This is a genomic window from Romboutsia lituseburensis DSM 797 (assembly GCF_900103615.1).
GTDB classification, from domain to species: Bacteria; Bacillota; Clostridia; order Peptostreptococcales; family Peptostreptococcaceae; genus Romboutsia_F; species Romboutsia_F lituseburensis.
In genome coordinates this window covers 58,787-82,189 of sequence record NZ_FNGW01000009.1, presented here as the reverse complement: position 1 = coordinate 82,189, position 23,403 = coordinate 58,787, and the positions used below count along the sequence as shown (strand labels likewise).

Annotated in this window: 20 protein-coding genes, 1 pseudogene and 1 riboswitch; of the genes and pseudogenes, 2 read left to right on the top strand and 19 right to left on the bottom strand. The window is 29.4% G+C overall.

Annotation, left to right across the window (positions count from 1 at the left end; genetic code table 11):
• Positions 1–7: 7 nt before the first annotated feature.
• The 19 genes and pseudogenes from purH to BLP75_RS14635 all read right to left on the bottom strand — a co-directional run bounded on the left by purH (position 8) and on the right by BLP75_RS14635 (position 21,839).
• Positions 8–1,540 carry a bifunctional phosphoribosylaminoimidazolecarboxamide formyltransferase/IMP cyclohydrolase gene (gene purH, locus BLP75_RS14730; protein ID WP_092727298.1) on the bottom strand — a complete coding sequence of 511 codons (1,533 nt, stop codon included), beginning with the start codon at positions 1,538–1,540 and terminating at the stop codon, positions 8–10.
• Positions 1,533–2,126, bottom strand: coding sequence for a phosphoribosylglycinamide formyltransferase (gene purN / locus BLP75_RS14725; protein ID WP_092727297.1), 594 nt, complete (start codon positions 2,124–2,126; stop codon positions 1,533–1,535). Before purN ends, purH begins: the two co-directional genes overlap by 8 nt.
• Positions 2,120–3,190: a phosphoribosylformylglycinamidine cyclo-ligase gene (gene purM / locus BLP75_RS14720; protein WP_092727296.1), complete on the bottom strand. Its 1,071-nt coding sequence runs from the start codon at positions 3,188–3,190 to the stop codon at positions 2,120–2,122. Before purM ends, purN begins: the two co-directional genes overlap by 7 nt.
• Positions 3,184–4,551 (bottom strand): amidophosphoribosyltransferase, encoded by a 1,368-nt coding sequence (purF, locus tag BLP75_RS14715; RefSeq protein WP_092727295.1) that lies wholly within the window; start codon positions 4,549–4,551, stop codon positions 3,184–3,186. The genes purM and purF overlap by 7 nt, the downstream gene beginning before the upstream one ends.
• A gap of 10 nt (positions 4,552–4,561) precedes the next feature.
• Positions 4,562–5,257, bottom strand: a complete 696-nt coding sequence (gene purC, locus BLP75_RS14710) for a phosphoribosylaminoimidazolesuccinocarboxamide synthase (protein WP_092727294.1) — start codon at positions 5,255–5,257, stop codon at positions 4,562–4,564.
• A 33-nt stretch (positions 5,258–5,290) separates the two neighbouring features.
• Positions 5,291–5,764 carry a 5-(carboxyamino)imidazole ribonucleotide mutase gene (gene purE, locus BLP75_RS14705; protein WP_092727293.1) on the bottom strand — a complete coding sequence of 158 codons (474 nt, stop codon included), beginning with the start codon at positions 5,762–5,764 and terminating at the stop codon, positions 5,291–5,293.
• Positions 5,765–6,076: 312 nt separating this feature from the next.
• A complete protein-coding gene (gene trxA / locus BLP75_RS14700; RefSeq protein ID WP_092727292.1) occupies positions 6,077–6,391 on the bottom strand; it encodes a thioredoxin in 315 nt (104 codons plus the stop codon).
• 137 nt (positions 6,392–6,528) lie between these two features.
• The gene (locus BLP75_RS14695) at positions 6,529–7,251 is read right to left on the bottom strand and encodes a LytR/AlgR family response regulator transcription factor (protein WP_170139199.1); all 723 of its coding nucleotides are present in this window, start codon (positions 7,249–7,251) and stop codon (positions 6,529–6,531) included.
• Between the two features lie 220 nt (positions 7,252–7,471).
• Positions 7,472–8,803: an NCS2 family permease gene (locus tag BLP75_RS14690; protein ID WP_170827955.1), complete on the bottom strand. Its 1,332-nt coding sequence runs from the start codon at positions 8,801–8,803 to the stop codon at positions 7,472–7,474.
• Between the two features lie 320 nt (positions 8,804–9,123).
• A complete protein-coding gene (locus BLP75_RS14685; RefSeq protein WP_092727290.1) occupies positions 9,124–10,155 on the bottom strand; it encodes a BMP family lipoprotein in 1,032 nt (343 codons plus the stop codon).
• 97 nt (positions 10,156–10,252) lie between these two features.
• The gene (locus BLP75_RS14680) at positions 10,253–11,587 is read right to left on the bottom strand and encodes an NCS2 family permease (RefSeq protein ID WP_092727289.1); all 1,335 of its coding nucleotides are present in this window, start codon (positions 11,585–11,587) and stop codon (positions 10,253–10,255) included.
• Positions 11,588–11,703: 116 nt separating this feature from the next.
• Positions 11,704–13,236 carry a glutamine-hydrolyzing GMP synthase gene (gene guaA, locus BLP75_RS14675; RefSeq protein ID WP_092727288.1) on the bottom strand — a complete coding sequence of 511 codons (1,533 nt, stop codon included), beginning with the start codon at positions 13,234–13,236 and terminating at the stop codon, positions 11,704–11,706.
• Between the two features lie 2 nt (positions 13,237–13,238).
• Positions 13,239–14,702: an IMP dehydrogenase gene (gene guaB, locus BLP75_RS14670; RefSeq protein ID WP_092727287.1), complete on the bottom strand. Its 1,464-nt coding sequence runs from the start codon at positions 14,700–14,702 to the stop codon at positions 13,239–13,241.
• Positions 14,703–14,929: 227 nt separating this feature from the next.
• A riboswitch (purine riboswitch) is annotated at positions 14,930–15,031 on the bottom strand.
• Positions 15,032–15,079: 48 nt separating this feature from the next.
• Positions 15,080–16,263, bottom strand: a pseudogene (gene larC, locus BLP75_RS18430) (nickel pincer cofactor biosynthesis protein LarC).
• Between the two features lie 151 nt (positions 16,264–16,414).
• Positions 16,415–17,158: a nickel pincer cofactor biosynthesis protein LarB gene (gene larB / locus BLP75_RS14655; protein WP_092727284.1), complete on the bottom strand. Its 744-nt coding sequence runs from the start codon at positions 17,156–17,158 to the stop codon at positions 16,415–16,417.
• Positions 17,159–17,374: 216 nt separating this feature from the next.
• Positions 17,375–19,000 carry a chaperonin GroEL gene (gene groL, locus BLP75_RS14650; protein ID WP_092727283.1) on the bottom strand — a complete coding sequence of 542 codons (1,626 nt, stop codon included), beginning with the start codon at positions 18,998–19,000 and terminating at the stop codon, positions 17,375–17,377.
• Positions 19,001–19,020: 20 nt separating this feature from the next.
• Positions 19,021–19,305: a co-chaperone GroES gene (locus BLP75_RS14645; protein ID WP_092727282.1), complete on the bottom strand. Its 285-nt coding sequence runs from the start codon at positions 19,303–19,305 to the stop codon at positions 19,021–19,023.
• A 141-nt stretch (positions 19,306–19,446) separates the two neighbouring features.
• The gene (gene cls, locus BLP75_RS14640; protein WP_092727281.1) at positions 19,447–20,937 is read right to left on the bottom strand and encodes a cardiolipin synthase; all 1,491 of its coding nucleotides are present in this window, start codon (positions 20,935–20,937) and stop codon (positions 19,447–19,449) included.
• 26 nt (positions 20,938–20,963) lie between these two features.
• Positions 20,964–21,839, bottom strand: coding sequence for a DNA-3-methyladenine glycosylase family protein (locus BLP75_RS14635; RefSeq protein WP_092727280.1), 876 nt, complete (start codon positions 21,837–21,839; stop codon positions 20,964–20,966).
• 182 nt (positions 21,840–22,021) lie between these two features.
• Between BLP75_RS14635 and BLP75_RS14630 the strand changes: the two genes are divergently transcribed.
• Both BLP75_RS14630 and BLP75_RS14625 read left to right on the top strand, forming a co-directional pair.
• Entirely contained in the window at positions 22,022–22,675 is a 654-nt protein-coding gene (locus BLP75_RS14630) for a deoxynucleoside kinase (protein WP_092727279.1), read from the top strand.
• Between the two features lies 1 nt (position 22,676).
• Positions 22,677–23,330, top strand: coding sequence for a deoxynucleoside kinase (locus BLP75_RS14625; protein WP_092727278.1), 654 nt, complete (start codon positions 22,677–22,679; stop codon positions 23,328–23,330).
• Positions 23,331–23,403 lie beyond the last annotated feature (73 nt).

Below are 23,403 nucleotides of genomic sequence, written 5' to 3'. Positions count from 1 at the left end.
TTACCCCCTAGTGCTTAAAATGTCTTATTCCTGTAAACACCATAGTCATATTATTTTTATCACAAGCTTCTATTGAGTCTTTATCATTCATAGAACCACCAGGTTGAACAACTGCATCTATTCCATATTCATGAGCAAGTTCTACACAATCACTAAATGGGAAGAATGCATCTGATGCTAATACAGCACCTTTGAAGTCTTTGTCTTTATTATTTTCTAATGCATTTTTTAATGCCCAGATTCTTGAAGTTTGACCACATCCTAATGCTAGAGTTTGACCTTCCTTTACTATTGCTATGGCATTTGATTTCATATTTTTAACTACTTTCATACCAAATTCCATATCCTTAAGCTGTTCTTCTTTAGGTCTTATTGTTGTAACTATATCGCACTTATCACTTAAAGCATTATTTTTATCTTGAATTAATAATTTACCATCTAAATATTTCATGTCATAAGGTTGTAAGCTTTTTTCTATTCTAGCAAGTTTTAGTACCCTTAGATTTTTCTTTTGTCTTAATACTTCTAAAGCTTCTTCTGTATAGTCATAAGCTACTACTATTTCTAAGAATATTTCATTCATCTTTTGAGCTGTTTCTTTATCAACAGTTGATGTTATACCTACTATTCCCCCAAATATTGATACCTTGTCTGCCTCATAACATTTCGAGTAAGCTTCAAAAGTACTTTTACCTAATCCTACTCCACAAGGATTTGTATGTTTTATAGCTACTGAAACGACTTCTTTGCTATCTTTAAATTCTCTCATAACTTCTAAGCATCCATGTAAATCATTTAAGTTGTTGAAAGAAAGTTCTTTTCCATTTAATTGTTCATAGTTTAATATTGGATTTTTTGCATTTGGCTGAGCATATAAAACTCCATTTTGATGAGGATTTTCTCCATATCTTAAGGTTTGCTCTTTTTGGAATGTTAAATTAAGTATCTCTGGATAGCTGTCCCCTACTTCGCCTGCAAAGTAAGTTGATATAAGTGCATCATATCTTGCTGTAGTTGAGAATGCTTTGTAAGCTAAATTTTTTCTATCTTCTAAATTTAAATCATTATTTTTTAGTTTCTCTATTACCATATCATAGTCATTTACATCAACTATAACTGTTACATCCTTATAGTTTTTAGCTGCTGAACGTATCATAGATGGTCCACCTATATCTATGTTTTCTATCACGATATCGTGACCTTTTCCACTTTTTAGTGTACCTTCAAAATCATATAAATTTACTACTACTAAATCTATAGCTCCTATATTATGCTCATTAACTGTCTCTACATGAGATAAATTATCTCTTTTAAAAAGTATTCCTCCATGTATATATGGATTTAATGTTTTAACTCTTCCATCTAGCATTTCTGGAAACTTAGTAACCTCATCTATAGTTATTGCATTTATTCCATTTTCTTTTAGTGTTTTGAATGTATTTCCTGTAGATATAACTTCATATCCTAGATTATTTAATTCTCTAGCAAATTCTACTACTCCACTTTTGTCTGTCACACTTATTAATGCTCTTTTACTCATTTATAAACACTCTCCTACCTTGAATACTTAATTTATTTTCACAAAATAGTTTTATACTTTCATTTAATATTTTATGTTCAACTTCTAGTACTTTTTTAGCTACTGATTTTGCATCATCATCGTGATTTACATCTACTGTATCTTGCATTATTATAGGTCCATTATCGGCTTTTTCATCTACGAAGTGAACTGTAGCACCTGTTACTTTAACTCCATAGTCTATAACAGCTTGATGCACTTTTTCTCCATAATATCCTTCTCCACAAAATGAAGGTATTAATGATGGATGAATATTTATTATCTTCTCCCTAAAAGATTCTACAAATTTAGGACTTATTATCTTTAAATATCCTGCTAAAACTACTAAATCCACTTTATGATTTTTTAATATTTGTATAACCCTATCTTCATCCGTTTCATATACAGCTTCAATATTATTATGTTTGGCTCTTTCTAGTGCATAAGTATCTTCTTTATTTGATATAACTACTTTTATATCGCCTTTAATACCACCAAACTTAGTCCCATCTATAATAGCCTGTAAATTTGTTCCTCCACCAGATACTAAAACTCCAATGTTTAACATAAATTTACTCCTTCATGTGTATCTACTACATTTCCAATTATATAAGCCTTATCTTTTAATAATTCATCATATTTAGAATCTATACTTATATCATTTTCTCTGTTGTTTATAAAGTTTGACACATTTGCAGCATCTTCTTTATTAACTATTAAAACTAAACCAATACCCATATTAAAGCTCTTATGAAGTTCTCTTTCATCTATTGCATTGAATCCTTCTATCATGTTAAATATAGCTGGCTTATCCCAAGAATTTTTATTTATGTCTATTCCTAAACCTTTAGGTATAACTCTTGGTATATTCTCTATCACTCCACCACCTGTTATATGAGCTATTGCTTTTATTTCATGATGTTTCATTAGTTCTAATACTAATTTAACGTATATTTTAGTAGGAGTTAAAAGTGCTTCTCCTAATGTCATTCCTAATTCTTCAATATATTGATCTAACTTGTAGTTATATGTGTCTAAAAATATTTTTCTTATAAATGAATATCCATTACTATGAACTCCACTTGATGATATACCTATTAAAACATCACCGCATTTAACATTTTGACCAGATACTATTTTTTCTTTATCTGCTATTCCTACAGAAAATCCAGCTAAATCATATTCATCATCAGAGTACATACCTGGCATCTCAGCAGTTTCTCCACCTATAAGTGCACACTCTGCCATTTTGCAACCATCTGCAATACCACCAACTATTTGTTCCACTTGTTCTGCAACTAAATTACCTGTAGCTATATAGTCTAAGAAAAATAATGGTTTAGCTCCCTGGCATATTAAATCATTTACACACATTGCAACTAAATCTATACCAACTGTATCATGTTTATCCATCATTTGAGCTAACTTTAACTTTGTACCAACTCCATCCGTAGATGAAAGTAATACCGGCTCTTTCATACTTGTAAAGTCTTTTAAGCTATACAATCCACTAAAATTTCCTAAATCTCCTATTACGTTATTGTCATAAGTAGATTTTATTTTTCCTTTTATAAGATCTACAGCTCTATTCCCTTCATCTATATCTACTCCTGACTGTTTGTAAGTTAACATGAAAGTAGCTCCTCCTTATCTATTTTTTTTACTGGATAATTTCCATCAAAGCAAGCTTTACAAAATGTTGATTTTCCTTGTGTTGCTTCTATCATTCCATCTATATCTAAAAATTCTAAAGTATCACATCCTATATATTCTCTTATCTCTTCTAAACTATTTTGTGATGCTATAAGTTTAGATCTATTAGGTGTGTCTATTCCGTAATAACACGAAAACTTAACTGGAGGAGATGTTATTCTTAAGTGAATTTCACTTGCTCCCGCCTCTCTTAATGACTGTATAATCAACTTTGAAGTAGTTCCTCTTACTACAGAATCATCTACTAAAACTACTGATTTTCCTTTTACGACACTAGTTAAAGGATTTAATTTTATTTTAACGCCCATCTCTCTTTCTTCTTGAGTTGGCTTTATAAAAGTTCTCCCTACATATCTATTTTTAACTAATCCTTCACTAATCGGTAATTTACTCTCGTTAGAATATCCTATAGCTCCTGCCCATCCTGAATCTGGAACTGGAACAACTATATCTGCTTTTATGTCATCATTTTTTGCTAATATTTCTCCACACTTTATTCTAAAATCATAAACATTTACATTATCTATATTTGCATCATTTCTAGCAAAATAAATATGCTCAAATATACAACTTTTTTTAACTTCTTTATAATTTTCAGAGTAAAAATAAGATTTCATTTCACCATTTTTTATAACTATTATTTCACCTGGCTCAACATCTCTTATAACTTCTCCACCTAATATATCTATTGCACAATCTTCAGAAGCAAATATAAATTCATCATCTTTCTTACCTAATTTAAGTGGTCTAAAACCATGAGGATCCCTTACTCCAACAAGTTCATCTTCACTCATTATTACCAGTGAATATGCTCCTTTTATATAGTCCATAGTCATCTTTAAACTTTCTATTATGTCACCCTTATAATATCTAGCTAATATATATAATATAACCTCTGTATCTGAGTTAGCCTGAAACATATATCCATCTTCTTCTAACATATCTCTTAAATAATTTGCATTCACTAAATTTCCGTTATGAGCTAATGCAATCTCTCTTTTTCTACAGCTACCTACCAGTGGTTGGCAATTGGCTAAATGACTTCCACCCGCTGTAGAATATCTAACATGTCCTATACCCATATTACCTTCTAACTTGCTTAACTCTTCTTCCTTAAACACATCTCCAACTAATCCCATATCTTTTCTGTAGTTTATGTGTTTTCCATCTACTATAGCCATTCCACAGCTTTCTTGACCTCTGTGTTGCATAGAATATAAAGAATAATATAACTCTTTAGATATATTTTTATTTGAATATATACCTACAACTCCGCACATAAGAATCCCCCTAGTTACTTATTCTTGAAAGAACTTCTTCATAGCCCTTTACAAGGTCACCTAAATCTCTTCTAAATCTATCTTTATCTAATTTTTCATTTGTATCTACATCCCAAAGTCTACAAGTGTCTGGAGATATTTCATCTGCTAAAATTATATTTCCTTCACTATCTTTTCCAAACTCTAATTTGAAATCAACTAATTTTAAATTCATCTTTAAGAAGAATTCTTTCATTAATTCATTTATTTTTAAGGTTTCTTCTCTTAAAAACTTTAATTCATCCCTTGTTGCTAACTTCATAGCTACTGCATGATCATCATTTAACATTGGATCTCCATACTCATCATTTTTATAACAAATTTCAAATATTGGTTCATCTAATACTATTCCTTCTTCTATTCCTACTCTTTTACAAAATGAACCTGCTGTTATATTTCTTACTATTACTTCTAGCGGCAGAATTTCAACTTTCTTAACTAGCATTTCTCTTTCTGATATATTTTTTACGAAGTGTGTTGAGATTTGTTTTTCGTGTAACATTTCAAACATTATTGTAGATATTTTGTTGTTTAATATACCTTTTGAAGATATTTCTGCTTTTTTCTCTCCATTAAATGCTGTTGCATCGTCCTTAAAATATACGATATACTCATTCTCTTTCTCTGTAGAATATACTTGTTTAGCTTTTCCTTCATATAGTAACATCATCATTACCCCCTTGAGCCATGTGTAGGCGAATTATTTTAAGTTTTTATCAGCTTCTAATACTTTTTCTTCCATTTCTTTTCTGTATATTATTAAACTATCTTTTATTTCTTGATATTTTATACTCATTATTTGACTTGCCATTAATGCTGCGTTTATTCCTGAATCTATAGTTACAGTTGCTACTGGTATACCTGGTGGCATTTGTACTATTGAAAGAAGTGAATCTAATCCATCTAATGTAGATGATTTTATTGGTAAACCTACTACTGGTATTAACGTATGAGATGCAATTACTCCTGGTAAATGTGCCGCTTTTCCTGCTGCTGCTATTATTACATCTGTATCATTCTCTATCTCTTTTATAAAATTCATAAGTTGATTTGGTGTCCTATGAGCCGATAACGCTCTCGCTACAACTTCTATTCCAAACTTTTCTAGTAATTGTATTCCATCTTCTAATTTTGGATAATCTGATTTTGAACCCATGATTACGGCAACTTTCATACTTTTCTCCCTTTCATTTCATATTTTTTAATATTAATATATGTTTTTGTATTGTATGTTTCGAACTTTATAATTAGATATTATATCATTGTACGTGTTTTATCAAGTACTTTTTTAAAATAGTTCGTAAAATAAATAAAACCAGCTGTTTTTTTTAATAAAAACAGCTGGTTTTATTTATTTTTACGTGTATTTTTTATTTTTTTAACTATTAATGTTTCGTTTTGAAATTCAAATTACGAATATTTTTAAATTTATCATTTTTAATATTTGTTTTTTAATATTTGTTTATTATTTTTTATATTTATATATTTATAAATGCATTCTAAGCTTATTTTCTATGTTTTGCTTAGGCACAAATCCCATTATAGTGTCTACAGGTTTACCATTTTTAAATATCATCATAGTTGGTACTGAAGTTATATTATATTCTTGAGCTATCCTTAAACTTTGATCTATATCTACCTTTACAAAATCTACATCTGTCATACTATTACTTAACTCTTCAAATACAGGTGTTAACATTTTACATGGACCACACCACGTTGCAAAAAAGTCCACTATTACAACCTTATCTGAATTTTCTATTTCTGATTTAAAATTTTCATTATTTAATACTCTTATCATTTTAATTGCCTCCTAATAGTTAATATATTATTATTTAATTTATCTTTAATATTATATTAACATTTTTTGGAATACTATTCTGTGATTTTATCACATCATTTTAAATAATTTAAATAATAATTATATATAATCTTCTATTAAAATATATTACTGCTTATCTTATTTATTAAAAGTGTTGATACAAAACACTTGCTTCCATTTTCCATAAATAAAATTCTATCTTTCTTATTAATACTTGTTATCTTCTCTTTATTTGCAATATATGATTTATGACATCTAATAAATCGATCATCTAGCTTTTCCTCAATATCTCTTAATGTTCCTTTGAATTCTATAGTTTTTTTATCTGTATGAAGTGCTATAGTCCTTTTTTTAACAGTTTCACAAAAAATTATATCATCGTAGTTTACTCTTTCTATACTTTCACTATTTTCTACAATTAAACATTTACTTTCTGCTATTTGTCTCAATTTATTATCTATAAATTCTAGGCATCTTTCTATTCTTTTATAGATACCTTCCATGTAATCCTTGACTATATAATCTACCGCACTTATATGATTTTCAAATACAAGACCCATTTTATCTGGAGATGATGTTATTATTGTTATTAAAGCATTTTTATCTATTTCATTTATTTTTTTAGCTAAAAATATTCCATTTATGCTTTTGCCTAATTCTATGTCAATAAAGTATACTCCACTAACTTTATTTGTATTTATGTAATCTAGGATTTTATCAGGTGAACTAGTTGCTAATTTTATTTTTCCTTTTATATTTTTCTTTTTCAATACTTTATTTATTATATTTATCGTATTTTTTATTTGATCTTCATTCGCTTCACATATAAATATATTCATGTTCATTCTCCCCTTATATGTCCTTGATATTTTCAACATGAAAAGTTATATATTTTTTATATTTGGAATATATCATTAAGATTTGAAATTTTCAATAAAATTAGCTCGAATGGTTCTTTTTACGGTATGAATGGTGAATAAAATTATAAATCAATCATAATTTCTTTATACAAAAAAATCACCTTCGTCCGTAGAAGGTGATTTTCTATAATTAAAACAATTAACCTAAAAATATAAACTTACAAATGAATAATATCGAAAGTATTATTAAAGATATATTTATATCTTTCTTTTTATTTGTAGCTATTTTTAATACTGTGAATGATATTATACCAAATATGATTCCATCTGCTATACTATATGCTAATGGCATCATAGCAAATGTTAAGAATGCTGGTATTGCGTTAGTAAAATCTGAGAAATCTATCTTAGTTAAAGAACCAGCCATCATAACTCCTACTAATATTAATACTGGAGCTGTAGCTTGTGTTGGTATCGCTGTAAATACTGGAGCAAAGAATAATGATAATAAGAATAGTGTTCCTGTTGTAACTGCTGTTAAACCAGTTCTCCCACCATCTCCTATTCCAGCTGCACTCTCAACATAAGCTGTAACTGTTGAAGTTCCTAAAAGTGCTCCTGTTGTAGTTGCTACTGCATCTGCAAATAATGCTTGTTTAGCTTTTGGTAATTTTCCATTTTCATCTAACATATTTCCTTTAGATGCTACACCTACTAAACATCCTACCGTATCAAATAAATCAACAAATAAGAATGTGAATACTACTACTACCATATCTAAACTAAATATTTGATCCACTGGAACTGATAAAGCTTTCATAAATATTGGTTTTAATGATGGAGCTGTAGATACTATCGCCTCTGGCGCTGCTACCAATCCACCTATCATACCTATCGCTGATACTACTACCATTGCTAGAAGGAACGCTCCTTTAACATTTTTTGCTAGTAATATTGATGCTAATAACAATCCAAATATTGTTAATAAAACTAATGGATCTTTTAAGTTTCCTAATGATAATATAGTCGATCCGTTAACTACTACACCTGCATTTGATAATCCTATAAATGCTATAAATAGTCCTATTCCTGCTGTAACTGCATGTTTTAGTATATCTGGTATACAATCAATTATTTTCTCTCTAACATTAGTTAGAGTAAGTAGTATAAATATAATTCCTTCTATTAAAACTGCACATAATGCGAATTGCCAGCTATATCCCATTCCTAAAACTACTGTATATGCAAAGAATGCATTAAGTCCCATACCTGGAGCAAGTGCTATTGGATAGTTAGCTAAGAACCCCATTGCACAACTTCCTATAAATCCAGCTATTGCTGTTGCAGCAAATACTGCACTTTTATCCATACCTGCATCTGAAAGTATATTAGCATTTACCACTAATATATATGCCATTGTCATGAATGTTGTTATTCCTGCTATTATTTCCGTCTTAACATTTGTATTATGTTCTGATAGTTTAAATACTTTCTCTAAAATACCTTTATTCATAGGTTGAGTTACTTGCATTTTATCCTCCTTATATTTTCAAACTATTTTTGTATTTAATTCATTAATAATTCGTACATAAGTTAACTTTACATTGATTATTATATTATATAGTACATTTTATTACAATAGTTTTTTTGAACTTTTTATTATTTTTTTAAATTAAAGTTCGTATTTATATTTATTTTTGTATCTTTCAATCTATTTTTAACCTATTTTCATAAAATTATTTTATTTTTTTATGTATTATGTGGATTTTTTTACCTAATGTTGATATTAAAGTTATTTTAAATTAATTATAATAAAAAAGACTAGAGATTAATCTCTAGTCTTTTTTTAATTTATTTTTGCATTGCATCATATTCTTCTTTAGTAGCAGGAACTTTTATTTCCCCACTCTTTATCTTTTCTACTATTCCATTTACATAATCTAAAACTTCTTTATCAACTAATTTATTAGTTGATTCTGGTATACCTACACCATCTTCTTTAAGTCCATATACCTTTTCTTCTCCACCTTTTAACTTACCATCTACTAATTCTTTAACTGTATCATATACACCTACATTAACTTTCTTTAATGCTGAAGTTATTACATTATCTGGAGCTAAGTTACTTTGATCTCTATCAACACCTATTGCATATTTTCCTTTTTCTTTAGCAGCTTCTATTGCACCTAATCCAGTTCCACCAGCTGCTGAAAGTATAATATCTACATTTCCTCCATACATTTGATTAGCTATAGATTTACCTTTTGCTGCATCTCCAAACGTACCTGCATATTGTACATTTATCTTAGCATCTTTATTTGCCTCATTTACACCAGCCATATATCCATATTGGAATCTTGATATAACTGGATTTTGCATACCACCTATAAATCCTACATTATTTGTTTTAGTCATTTTACCTGCTATAAGTCCTGTTAAATATGTAGCTTCATTTTCTTTGAATAATATTGGAGTTACATTTGATGGTATTTCATCATAAGTTTCATCTACTATCGCAAAGTTTTGATCTGGATAGTTTTCTGCTTGTGTTTTTATATCATCTTTCATTGTATTTCCAACACCTATAACTAAATCCATACCTTCATCCATAAGACTTTCCATATTAGATAAGTATTCAGATGCTTGTTTTGACTCTATTAACTTTACTTTTATACCAAGATCTTTTTCAGCTTGTTGAAGGCCTTCATATGCAGATTGATTAAATGATTCATCATTTACTCCACCTACGTCTGTTACCATTCCTATTTTTAATTCTTTGCTTCCTTTAGCTGATTCTTCCTTAGTTTTTGATCCGCACCCTGTTAAGCTTAATGATGCTATTACTATAGCAGCACTTATTGCTGTTAATTTTTTGAATTTCATTTTATTCCTCCTGCAGTGTTTAATATTTCATATATGTCTATATATTGCATAATATTTGTATTTTATATTCCTAATGTTTGGTTATTTTTTATATTTTTTATAATAAAGCAAATTTTAATATAAATACTATAGTTAATACTATTAAAGATAACCCTACATCTTCTTTTTTATTTGATAATAATTTTAATATTGTATACGAAATGATACCAAACATAATACCATCTGCAACGCTATATGCTAAAGGCATAATTATAAACGTTAAAAATGCTGGTATCGCATCTGTAAAATCTTCAAAGTTTATTTTAAGTATTGAACTTGCCATCATAAATCCAACTAATATAAGTACTGGTGATGTAGCTTGAGCTGGTATTGATGTAAATAAAGGTGCAAAGAATAATGATACAAAGAATAGTACAGCTGTTATAACCGCTGTTAATCCTGTTCTTCCACCTACAGCTATACCCGAACCACTTTCTACAGTTGTAGCTAATGTTGATGTTCCTAAAAGTGAAGATACTGTTGTTGAAAGAGATTCAGCTAATAATGCTTTCTTAACTCCTGGCATATTTCCATCTTCATCTATTAAATTTGCTCTATCTGCTATTCCTAATAAAAAACCTATAGAGTCAAACATATTAACAAATAACAGAGTTAATACTACAACTATCATATCTAAACTAAAGATTTGAGCTTTTTGAACTTCAAAAACCTTCATAAATACTGGTTGAATAGATGGTGGTACATCAACAACACCTTGTGGCATAGGTACTATTGAAAGTGCCATACCTATTGCTGATGTTATTATAATAGCTATTAAAAATGCTCCATTTACTTTTCTTATTAGTAGAGCTGAAGCAATTATTAACCCTGCTACAGCAAGTAAAACTGTTGATGATTTTATATCTCCTAAAGATATGATCGCACCACCTTGTTTTATTATTCCTGCATTTACAAATCCTATAAATGTTATAAATAGTCCTATTCCAGCTGTTATAGCATGTTTTAATACATCTGGCATACACTCTATAATTTTTTCTCTAACATTAGTTACTGTTAATAATATAAATATGATACCTTCTATAAACATTGCACATAGAGCAAATTGCCATGTATATCCCATTCCTAAAACTACTGTATAAGTAAAAAATGCATTTATCCCCATACTCGGAGCTAATATTATTGGATAATTAGCTAATAATCCCATAACTAAACATCCTATAGCTGATGCAATTGCTGTTGCTGTGAAAACAGCGCCTTTATCCATACCTGCTTGTCCCAATATAGTAGGATTTACAACCAATATGTAAGCAATCGTCATAAAAGTAGTGACACCAGCTAATACTTCTGTTTTTACATTAGTATTGTTTTCTTTTAACTTAAATATTTTTTCTAATGTACCTACAGATGTACTCTTTTGAACTGTATTTTGCATCTTGTATACCTCCTTATTTAAATTTTAAAATTACTTTTAAAGTGATAAAAATAAAAGGCTTTTAGCCTTTTATTTTTATCTTGTGTAAAGTGTTATATATACTTAATAGAATTATATTATTCCCACTCTATTGTTCCTGGTGGTTTACTTGTTATATCGTAAACTACTCTATTAGCTCCGTCTACTTCATTAACTATTCTATTAGATATTTTTTCTAAAACTTCATATGGCATTTTGTACCAATCTGAAGTCATTCCATCTGAAGATGTAACTGCTCTTATACCTACTAAGTATGCATAAGTTCTCTCATCTCCCATAACTCCAACAGTTTTTACATCAGGTAATGTAGCGAATGCTTGCCATATTTCTTTGTATAATCCGTTTTCTTTTAATATATCCATATATATAGCATCAGCTTCTCTTAAGATGTCACATTTTTCTTTAGTTACTTCACCTATAACTCTTATTCCAAGACCTGGACCTGGGAATGGGTGTCTAAATATTAAATCTTCATCTATGCCAAGCTCTAATCCTATTTTTCTAACTTCATCTTTGAATAATTCTCTTAATGGCTCTACTATTTGGAATTCTATATCTTCAGGTATTCCACCAACATTATGGTGAGATTTTATAGTAGCAGCTTCTCCATGTCCACTTTCTACTACGTCTGGATATATAGTTCCTTGTACTAAGAAGTCCATTTTTCCTAATTTGTTTGACTCTTCTTCAAATACTCTGATGAATTCTTCACCTATTATTTTTCTCTTAGCTTCTGGTTCTGTTACACCTTTTAATTTACCTAAGAATCTATCTTCACAGTTAACTCTTATTAAGTTCATATCAAACTTATCTCTAAATATTCTCTCTACATCATTACCTTCATTTTTTCTAAGTAATCCATGGTCAACGAATACACAAGTTAAGTTATCTCCTATAGCTCTGTGCACAAGTACTGCTGCTACTGATGAATCAACTCCACCACTTAAAGCACATAATACTTTTTTATCACCTATTGTTTCTTTTAATTCTTTTATCTTATCACTTATAAATGAATCAGTTGTCCAATCTCCGCTTACATTACATACATTGTATAAGAAGTTTTTAAGAACTTTATCTCCTTCTAAACAGTGTTCAACTTCTGGATGGAACTGTACTCCATATAAATTCTTTTCTTTATTTTGCATAGCTGCAACTGGACAATCATTAGTATGTGCAACTGATACAAATCCTTCTGGTAATACATCTATTAAATCTGTATGACTCATCCAAACAGTATTTGTAGTTATACCTTCAAATATTGGTGAATTTTCATAAGTTATAGTTGTTTTTCCATATTCTTTTTCACTAGTATTTCCTTTTCTTACATTACCGCCTAATATATGAGCCATTACTTGTATTCCGTAACAAATACCTAATATAGGAACTCCTATTTCAAATATTTCTTTTGCTATTTTAGGCGAATTTTCTAAGTAAGCACTATTAGGTCCTCCAGTGAATATTATCCCTTTTGGATTCATTGCCTTTATTTTTTCTATATCTGTAGTGTACGGTATTATTTCACAGTACACATTATTTTCTCTTACTCTTCTTGCTATTAATTGGTTATATTGTCCACCAAAATCTACTACTAATACTAATTCATGCTTCATATCTATATTTCTCCTTGTGTACTATAGTTAGGTGCTTCTTTAGTTATTGTTATATCATGTGGATGACTTTCTTTTAAAGATGCTGCTGTTATTTTTATAAATGTAGCATTATCCATTAAATCTTGTATTGTCGGTGCTCCACAGTATCCCATACCTGCTCTTAGTCCACCTATCATTTGATAAACTATTTCTTCCGCTTTCCCTTTATATGCAACCATTCCTTCAACACCTTCTGGAACTAATTTTTTTGCATCTGTTTGGAAGTATCTATCTTTTGAACCTTTTTCCATAGCTCCTATAGATCCCATTCCTCTATATGTTTTATATGATCTACCTCTATAAAGAACTGTTTCTCCTGGGCTTTCTTCTGTTCCTGCAAACAATGACCCCATCATACATACAGAAGCTCCAGCAGCTAATGCTTTTACTACATCCCCAGAGTATTTAATTCCACCATCTGCTATTACTGGTACTCCATATTTATGACCTACTTCAGCACAATCCATAACAGCTGTTACTTGAGGAACTCCGATACCTGCAACTACTCTAGTTGTACATATAGACCCTGGCCCTATTCCAACCTTAACACAGTCAGCTCCTGCTTTTATTAAATCTTCTGTAGCTCCTGGTGTTGCTACATTTCCAGCTATAACTTGAAGATTCGGATAAGCTGTCTTAACTTTTGTTACTGCTTCCATAACACCTTTAGAATGACCATGTGCACTATCTAAAACTATTGCATCTACGTTTGCTTTTACTAATGCATCTACTCTATCCATAAGGTCTGCACTTATTCCTACTGCAGCTCCGCATAGTAATCTTCCACGATTATCTTTTGCAGAATTAGGATATTGTATTTTCTTTTCTATATCTTTTATAGTTATTAAACCTTTTAAATGACCTTCATCATCTACTAGTGGTAATTTTTCTATTTTATGCTTTTTAAGTATTTGTTGAGCTTCAGCTAAACTTATTCCTTCTTTAGCTGTTACTAAGTTTTCCTTAGTCATTGCATCTTCAATACTCTTTGTCATATCACCTTCAAATTTTATATCTCTGTTAGTTATAATTCCTATTAATTTTTTATTATCATCTACGATTGGCACACCTGATATTTTATATCTTGCCATTATATCATCTGCATCTTGTATAGTGTGGTTTTTTGATAAGTAGAAAGGATCTACTATAACTCCACTCTCACTTCTTTTTACTTTATCAACCTCTAGAGCTTGTTCTTCTATAGACATATTTTTGTGTATTATACCTATACCACCTTGTCTAGCCATTGATATAGCCATTTTAGATTCTGTAACTGTATCCATTCCTGCACTCATTAGAGGAATATTTAGTTTTATAGTTTTTGTTAAGTACGTTTCTGTACTAACATCCTTTGGTAATACCTCCGATTTTTGAGGAATTAATAAAACATCATCAAAAGTTAAGCCTTCTTTTAAAATAGTTGCCATTGTAGATCTCCCTTCCCTTGTTAGTTTTTATAAATTTATACGAATGTTAATTAATTTTATTTTATTTTCGTTCGTCTTTAATTATGGTACAAAAAAACCTGTATAGTAACTTCCATATTATTCTCATAAAAGTGAAATTACTATACAGGCTTCCAAAATATCTTCTACTTTCTAGCCAACTTCTAGGGATTTTTATCAGCCTAGACGTTTACTTTATCCGATATTCTGCTAATAATAATTTCACTCATAGTCAAGATATTTACGGTATCTCGGTAGAAACTCTCAGACCTTATTTCCGAGTATATACGAGTGATATATTGTATAAAATTAATAAATGATTTCTTTAAGTTAAATCTTAATTTATCAAAAAATATTTGTTATGTCAATAAGTTTATATTAAATTCTTCATTTATCACATGATTTATTTTATATAGTAGCTGATTCAATGATATTTTGTTGAATTTTGCAATTTTTTTGCAGTCTTCGTATTCTGGAGTCACTTTTATAAGTTTTCCGTCATAATAACCTAATTTAACTTTTACCTCACCGTATGGAGTATTTATCTTTGAAAATTGCCTTTTTAAAACTACTCTATTATATTTATGATATCTCACTCCAAATGTAGTTGTCTCTTTTAGTAACATTTCTACAAATTTTTGCAAATTCCTTTCCTCACATAGAATTGATAGCTTTGTAGCAGGTCTATTTTTTTTCATATATATACTTTCTGTATATATATCTAATGCACCCTCTTTTAGAATTTGTTCATACAGGTATGAATATACCTCTGAAGACATATCATCGATATTTGCACTTATTTCATATATAAATTCTTCTTTTTTTTTATGCCTAAGATAGTTCTTAGCATATTTGGTATTTCAAATTCCTTTTGTCCTATTCCGTATCCAATTTGCTTTACTTCAAATTCTAAAGTATCTACAAATTCGTCACATAGTGTTTTTAGTATAGCTGCCCCTGTAGGTGTTGTACACTCTCCATTTACCGTATTTAATTTTATAGGAACATTCTTTAAAATCTCAGCAGTAGCAGGTGCAGGAACTGGCATTATTCCATGATCACACTTAACAAATCCAGACCCTACTGGAATAGTATTGGCATATATTTTATCAATACTTAATAAGTCTATTAATATGCATGCTCCTACTATATCAACTATAGAGTCAATAGCTCCTACTTCATGAAAGTGAATTTTATCTATAGTTGTTCCATGAACTTTTGCTTCTGCTTCTCCTATAGTCATGAATATGTTTTTGGACATAACTTTAACGTTTTCATGTAAACTACTTTTATCAATAATATCAAATACATCTATCAGATGTCTATGAGCATTAGATTCTTTAGCAACTACTTCTACATTAGTTCCTAATATTCCACTTTCATTTTTTTTTGTTATTAGAATTTCAAATTCATCTTTAATGCTTAGCTTTTTTATTTCTTCTAAAAAAAGTTCCTTTGGAACTCCTAAATCTAATAATGTCGCTAAAGTCATATCTCCAGAAATCCCATTGACTACATCAAAATAAAGTATCCTTTGTTCCATATTTATCTCCTTAGATATTTGTCTTTATATATTTTGTTTAATTTGAACATAATAAATTAAGTGTATTTATATAAATTCACCTTTGTATATATATATTGATTTAATTTCAATTTATTTACTATACAAATTTTATTTTATAAATAAAATTATTTTACTTTAATTTATTTATCATAGATGCTAAATATCCAGCACCAAATCCATTGTCTATGTTAACAACAGATATACCTGATGCACAACTATTTAGCATTGTTAAAAGAGCAGACAATCCTCCAAAGTTAGCTCCATAACCAACTGAAGTAGGTACCGCTATTACAGGAACATCAACTAACCCTCCTACAACACTAGGCAAAGCTCCCTCCATACCTGCTACTACTATAATAACTCTTGCCTCTTGAATTATAGGTAGGCGGTTTAATAATCTATGTATACCTGCTACACCTACATCATATAGCCTTACTACATCATTTCCTAAAAACTTCGCTGTATAATATGCCTCATCTGCCACTGGTATATCAGAAGTTCCTCCTGTTATAACTAAAACTTTACCCTTGCCAAGATTTACAATATCTTTATTTTTTATTTTTAGGATCTTTGATAGTTCTTCATATTCTGCATGATTATAAATTTCCTTAACTTTATTATATGTTTCTTTTCTACATCTTGTCCCTAATATATTAGATCCTTTTTTATTCATCTTTTCTATTATTCCTAATATATGTTCATCACTTTTTCCCTCACAGTATATAACCTCCGGGTATCCATTTCTTATTTCTCTATGATGATCTATGTTAGCGTACCCCAAATCTTCATACATAAGATTTTTTAGCTGATCCATAGCCTGATCAACTTCTAAATCATTATCTTTTACTTGTTCTAATAAACGTCTTATATCCATTCTATTCCTCTCTTTTGCTTATATAATTTATAAAAGTTCTATCATCTAGTATCTATTCTAATCTATAAATATATATATTCATATTTAAATAATTGTAAGATTTAAAGTATATCTAAGTCAAGCTTCATAATATCTTTAAACTATAATTCATAATAGTTGATATTTATATGCGTAAAAAAAGAGTAACTTTCGTTACTCTTTTTAAAATATTATAGATTACATCATCCCTGGCATTCCTGCACCCATTCCTGGCATTGCATCTTCTTTACTTGGAAGGTCTGCAACTGCAGCTTCTGTTGTTAAGAATACTCCAGCTATAGATGCTGCATTTTGTAATGCTGTTCTAGTAACCTTAGTTGGATCAACTATACCAGCTTCTATCATATTTACATATTTTTCATTAAATGCATCAAATCCAATTTCAGGATCTTCAGACATAACTTTTTGTATTATAACAGCTCCCTCAAGACCTGCATTTATAGCTATTTGTCTTAGAGGCTCTTCTAATGATTTTCTTATTATTTTAGCACCTATCTTAACTTCACCTTCAAGATCTTCTACTAACTTATCTAGTGCTGGTATTACACTTACTAGTGCAGTACCTCCACCAGCAACTATACCTTCTTCAACAGCTGCTCTTGTGGCATTAAGTGCATCTTCTATTCTTAATTTTCTTTCTTTCATTTCAACTTCTGTAGCAGCTCCAACTTTTATTACAGCTACTCCACCAGCAAGTTTAGCTAATCTTTCCATTAACTTTTCTTTATCAAATTCAGAAGTAGTTTCCTCTACTTGATGTTTTATTTGGTTAACTCTATTTTCTATTGCAGCTTTATCTCCAAATCCATCTACTATTGTAGTGTTTTCTTTAGTTACCTTAACAGAGCTAGCTCTACCTAACATAGTTACATCAGTTTCTTTTAAATCATATCCTAATTCTTCTGATACTACAGTTCCGCCTGTAAGTGTTGCTATATCTTCAAGCATTGCTTTTCTTCTATCTCCAAATCCTGGAGCTTTAACAGCAACAACTTCAAATGTTCCTCTTAATTTGTTAACAACTAATGTAGATAATGCTTCTCCATCTACATCTTCAGCTATTATTAATAACTTCTTACCTTGTTGAACTATTTGTTCAAGTACTGGTAATATATCTTGTATATTTGATATTTTTCTATCAGTTATTAATATATATGGATCATTTAAAACAGCTTCCATTTTGTCAACATCTGTTACCATGTAAGCAGACACAAATCCTCTATCAAATTGCATACCTTCTACTGCATCTAATTCAGTATGCATTGTTTTAGATTCTTCAACTGTTATAACTCCATCTTTACCTACTATTTCCATAGCTTCTGCTATTAATTTACCTACTTCATCATCACCTGCTGATATTGAAGCAACGTTAGATATAGATTCTTTATCTTCTATTACCCTTGATTGACTTTTTAATTCTTCAACTGCAACTTCAACAGCTTTTTGTATACCTCTTCTAAGTAAAACAGGGTTTGCTCCTGCTGTTACATTCTTTAACCCTTCTCTTATTATAGCTTGAGCTAAAACTGTAGCAGTAGTAGTACCATCTCCAGCAACATCATTAGTTTTAGTAGCAACTTCTTTAACTAATTGAGCTCCCATATTTTCAAATCTATCTTCTAATTCTATTTCTTTAGCTATTGTAACACCATCATTTGTTATAAGAGGTGCACCAAATTTTTTATCTAATATAACATTTCTTCCCTTAGGTCCTAATGTAACTTTTACTGTATCAGCTAATTTATTTACGCCATTTTCTAAAGATCTTCTTGACTCTTGCCCAAATTTTATTTCTTTAGCCATTTTTATCCCCTCCTAAATATTTATTCTATTACAGCTAATATTTCATTTTGTCTTAATATTGTATACTCTTTACCTTCTATTTTAACTTCTGTTCCTGCATATTTCTGGAATATCACTTTATCTCCAACTTTAAGTTCCATTGCTATCTCTTTTCCATCTACAACTCCACCTGGTCCTACTTCTACAACTTCTGCCATTTGAGGTTGTTCCTTAGCTGCCCCTGGTAATACTATTCCACTTGCAGTTTTTTCTTCAGCTTCTAGTTTTTTTATAACTACTCTATCAGCTAATGGTCTTATTTTCATGATTTTTACCTCCTAATGAATTGTATTTTGTATGTAAAAAAAATATATACTATAATAATTTTATCACTCTCTTAACTAGAGTGCTAACAATTATTATAGTATACTAAATATCTATTTTTTTCAATAGTTTTTATTAAATATTTATAATATAGGAGAAAATAATCTAGCTATTGATTCTTTCACCTTTATAGCGAAATTTCTCTCACTAAAATCAGCGTCTTTTATCTCCTCACTATTATCCAAATCATCAAAGAAATCCTTGGTCATTATTTCTACTACTTTTTTATCATATATAAATGCGTTTATCTCAAAGTTTAGCATAAAACTTCTTAAATCCATGTTAGCTGAACCTGTAGATGCTATCTTATCATCAATTATAACAATCTTAGAATGTATAAATCCTTTAGTATATAAATATACCTTTCCTCCAGATCTTAATATATCATCAAAATATGAATAAGATGCGCTATTTACTATCTTATGATCAGCTATTTTAGGGAATATAATTCTTACATCAACTCCACTTAAAGCTGCACTCTTTAATGCCCTTAAAATACTTTCATCTGGTATAAAATAAGGTGTCTCAATATATATATTCTTTTTTGCCTGACATATTGCAGAAAAATATGCATAATGGATAGCTTCCCAATCACTATCCGGTCCACTAGCTACAACCTGAACCATACTATCCCCACAATATGCCATTTTAGGGAAGTATTTTTTTACCATAATTACATCTCTTGTTGTATAATACCAGTCTATTAAGAAAACCATCTGTAACATATAGACTGACGTTCCTTGTATACGAATATGCGTATCTCTCCAATACCCAAATTTTTTATTTTTACCTACATATTCGTCTCCTATATTAATTCCGCCTGTATATCCTATTTTTCCATCTATTACAACTATCTTTCTATGGTTTCTATAATTCAATTTGCCTCCTATTACAGGAAACTTCGCAGGTAAAAACGGTTGAATTTCTATTCCATTCTTTTTCATTTCATTAAAATACTTTCTATGAAACCAAAATCTCCAACAACCTACATCATCATATAGAATTCTTATTTTTACGCCTTCCTTAGCTTTTTCAATTAGCAAATCTTTAATCTTCCTACCAATATCACTATCCTTAATAATAAAATATTCTAAATGTATATGTTCTTTTGCTTCCTTTATATCTTTTATAAGATTTTCAAATTTTTGAATTCCATCAATATATACATCTATTTTATTATTCGTTGTAAACGGGAACATTCCTGTATTTAACAAAAGACTTATTACCCTTTTTTTGGTGTTTTCATCTTTATCTTCATGTAATAATTTACTTTGCTTTATACAGTCTTGTTCTATCTCTACCAACTCTTCTATTTCTTTTAGGTTTTCAAATAATTTTTCTTCTTTTATACTATTTGCTAATTTTTGAGTTTTAAATAATTTTCTTTTTCTTATGTTTCTCCCAAATACAGCGTATATTACTAATCCGATACCAGGAAGTAATATAAATATTAGTAACCATGTGACTGTTCTAGCGGGGTCTCTATTCTCAAGTATAATAGACATGGATATTATTGCTCCAGCCACATAGGATATTACTAGGTAACTTAAAAACAAAAATCCTCCAATACTCATGGCTAATCCCTCTTCTTATTTTGATTTTATCTGCCTATACCTAATTCCCTTGCATAATAGAATAAATATTGTTGTGCAAATCCAGCCAAATCTCCAAATTTATCAATTGCATATTTTCTTATTTTAGGTAAACTCATATCTTCTTCTACGTAAAACTCTTGCATCACTCTCTTTACCCAAACATCCACAGGGAATGTATCATACTTTTGCATCCCAAATAAAGCTATACAATCTCCTACTTTAGGTCCGACTCCATTAAACTTAGTTAATTCTTTTATGCATTCTTCTGTACTTAAATTAGTATATGCAGATATATTTTCTTTATTTTTAATTACACTTTCTGTTGTACTTTTTATATACTTATCTCTAAATCCCGTTTGACAAGCTCTTATTTCTTCTTGTGATGCTTTGTTTAGCTCTTCTGGAGTTGGGAATGCATAATATTCTTTTCCTTCATACTCACCTATAAATTTACCATACTTTCTAGATAAATTCTCTATTGCTTTTTGTATCATTGGAATTCTATTATTTGAAGATATTATAAAAGATACAAGCATCTCCCATCCATCTTGTTGTAATATTCTTATTCCCCATCCAAACTCACAAGCTTTGTCTAAATACTCATCCATATTTTTTAAAGTATTTTTTATTTCTGTGTAATTTGTTCCTAAATCAAAATAATTATACCAAATAGTATTAAACTCCTCTAAATTTGTATTATTTAAGTAAATTTTATCATTATCCTTACTAACATTTATAACTTTTCCTTTAGCTACTCCTGTATATGACCCATCATCTTGTATGTGCCATCTGAAACATTGCCCACATTCAAATATATGTTTTGGATCAAAATCTGCTACTCCTTCTAATATAACTGAATTATTTTTTTCATAAACCTTCATTATTTACTTCTCCTTTTGGGTATATATTTATATTATATTTAATATTTTTAATTTACCCATATTTTGCATAAATTAAATTAGGTTTTTGTTATATGCAAATTTAATTTTAAAAGTCTAGGGTAGAATTAAGATTTTTTTTTTGATAAAATACAGAAGACATTATTTTTAGAAGGTGATTTTATATGAATAACGGCGGCGTATTTATTGCTATAGAGGGAGCTATCGGTGTAGGAAAAACTACACTTGCAACTATTCTTAATGAACATTTCGGTTATACTCTTTTAAGAGAAATAGTTGAAGAAAATCCTTTTTTATCAAAATTTTATACTGATATTAAAGAATATGCTTTACAAACAGAAGCATTTTTTCTATTTAATAGGGTAAAACAATTAGAAGATATTGAAAAAAATGAATTAAGCAAGTCACAGGGCGTAGTAAGTGACTATCATATTATTAAAAATCTTATATTTGCAGGAATAACGCTTGATAAAATGCAATTCCACAAATATAAACAAATGTATAATATATTTGTTAATGATTTACCTCAACCAGATATAATAATATACTTAAATTCTGAAACAGACGTTTTAATGAAAAGAATCGCTACAAGAGATAGAAGTTTCGAAAGACAGATGGATAGAAACTACATTCATGAGCTAAGTACAGAGTATAAGTATTACTTCAATCCATTATCTATAAAGCATAATTTTATGGGTAAAGAACCTTTAGTTATAGAAGTAGACAATTCAAAGCTAGATTTCTTAAACAACGAAGATGATAGACAGTTTATAATAAACAAAGTCGAGGATGCTATAAAAACCCTAGGAGGAAATTAAAATGTTTAATTTAATAAATAAATGTAATAAACCATTAAATAGAGATTTATTCATCACGGTAGCGGGAAATGTAGGTGCTGGAAAATCCACTTTAACAAAATTAGTGGGAGAAAAGCTTGGATTTGAAACTCACTTTGAAAAAGTTGATGGAAATCCATACCTAGAAGATTTTTATGGCAATCAAGAAAAATGGGGATTCCATTTACAATTATACTTCCTAGCTCAAAGATTTAAGCAACAAAAAGAAATAGATAACAATGGATTAAACAATATACAAGATAGAAGCATATATGAAGATGTTGAAATATTTGCTAGAAATCTATATGATAATAAAAAAATGACTAAAAGAGATTATATAACTTATAGAGATTTATTTAATGATATGGTACCTTATCTAAGAAGACCGGATTTAATGATATACTTAGATGGTTCTATAGACACTATAGTCCATAGAATAGGACTTAGAGGTCGTGAGATGGAAAAAGCCGTTGATTTAGGTTATTGGACTAACCTTCATAATAGATACGAGAAATGGATAGGTGAATATGATCAATCTCCAGTTTTATATGTAGATATAAACAAAGTTGATTTAATAAATAACCCAGAGCATCTCGATATGCTATGTGATGAAATAAAGAAAATATTAGGAATGTAGATATCTACATTCTTTTTTTTGTATAAAAGTAAATTATGATTACATTGTAATTGTAAATACATAACTCAAATAT

Bases quoted from the DNA above. Each gene is read 5' to 3' on its own strand.
- purH (WP_092727298.1), bottom strand. From the start codon at position 1,540: ATGAGTAAAAGAGCATTAATAAGTGTGACAGACAAAAGTGGAGTAGTA.
- purN (WP_092727297.1), bottom strand. From the start codon at position 2,126: ATGTTAAACATTGGAGTTTTAGTATCTGGTGGAGGAACAAATTTACAG.
- purM (WP_092727296.1), bottom strand. From the start codon at position 3,190: ATGTTAACTTACAAACAGTCAGGAGTAGATATAGATGAAGGGAATAGA.
- purF (WP_092727295.1), bottom strand. From the start codon at position 4,551: ATGTGCGGAGTTGTAGGTATATATTCAAATAAAAATATATCTAAAGAG.
- purC (WP_092727294.1), bottom strand. From the start codon at position 5,257: ATGTTACTATATGAAGGAAAAGCTAAACAAGTATATTCTACAGAGAAA.
- purE (WP_092727293.1), bottom strand. From the start codon at position 5,764: ATGAAAGTTGCCGTAATCATGGGTTCAAAATCAGATTATCCAAAATTA.
- trxA (WP_092727292.1), bottom strand. From the start codon at position 6,391: ATGATAAGAGTATTAAATAATGAAAATTTTAAATCAGAAATAGAAAAT.
- BLP75_RS14695 (WP_170139199.1), bottom strand. From the start codon at position 7,251: ATGAATATATTTATATGTGAAGCGAATGAAGATCAAATAAAAAATACG.
- BLP75_RS14690 (WP_170827955.1), bottom strand. From the start codon at position 8,803: ATGCAAGTAACTCAACCTATGAATAAAGGTATTTTAGAGAAAGTATTT.
- BLP75_RS14685 (WP_092727290.1), bottom strand. From the start codon at position 10,155: ATGAAATTCAAAAAATTAACAGCAATAAGTGCTGCTATAGTAATAGCA.
- BLP75_RS14680 (WP_092727289.1), bottom strand. From the start codon at position 11,587: ATGCAAAATACAGTTCAAAAGAGTACATCTGTAGGTACATTAGAAAAA.
- guaA (WP_092727288.1), bottom strand. From the start codon at position 13,236: ATGAAGCATGAATTAGTATTAGTAGTAGATTTTGGTGGACAATATAAC.
- guaB (WP_092727287.1), bottom strand. From the start codon at position 14,702: ATGGCAACTATTTTAAAAGAAGGCTTAACTTTTGATGATGTTTTATTA.
- larB (WP_092727284.1), bottom strand. From the start codon at position 17,158: ATGGATATAAGACGTTTATTAGAACAAGTAAAAGATAATGATTTAGAA.
- groL (WP_092727283.1), bottom strand. From the start codon at position 19,000: ATGGCTAAAGAAATAAAATTTGGGCAAGAGTCAAGAAGATCTTTAGAA.
- BLP75_RS14645 (WP_092727282.1), bottom strand. From the start codon at position 19,305: ATGAAAATAAGACCATTAGCTGATAGAGTAGTTATAAAAAAACTAGAA.
- cls (WP_092727281.1), bottom strand. From the start codon at position 20,937: ATGAGTATTGGAGGATTTTTGTTTTTAAGTTACCTAGTAATATCCTAT.
- BLP75_RS14635 (WP_092727280.1), bottom strand. From the start codon at position 21,839: ATGAAGGTTTATGAAAAAAATAATTCAGTTATATTAGAAGGAGTAGCA.
- BLP75_RS14630 (WP_092727279.1), top strand. From the start codon at position 22,022: ATGAATAACGGCGGCGTATTTATTGCTATAGAGGGAGCTATCGGTGTA.
- BLP75_RS14625 (WP_092727278.1), top strand. From the start codon at position 22,677: ATGTTTAATTTAATAAATAAATGTAATAAACCATTAAATAGAGATTTA.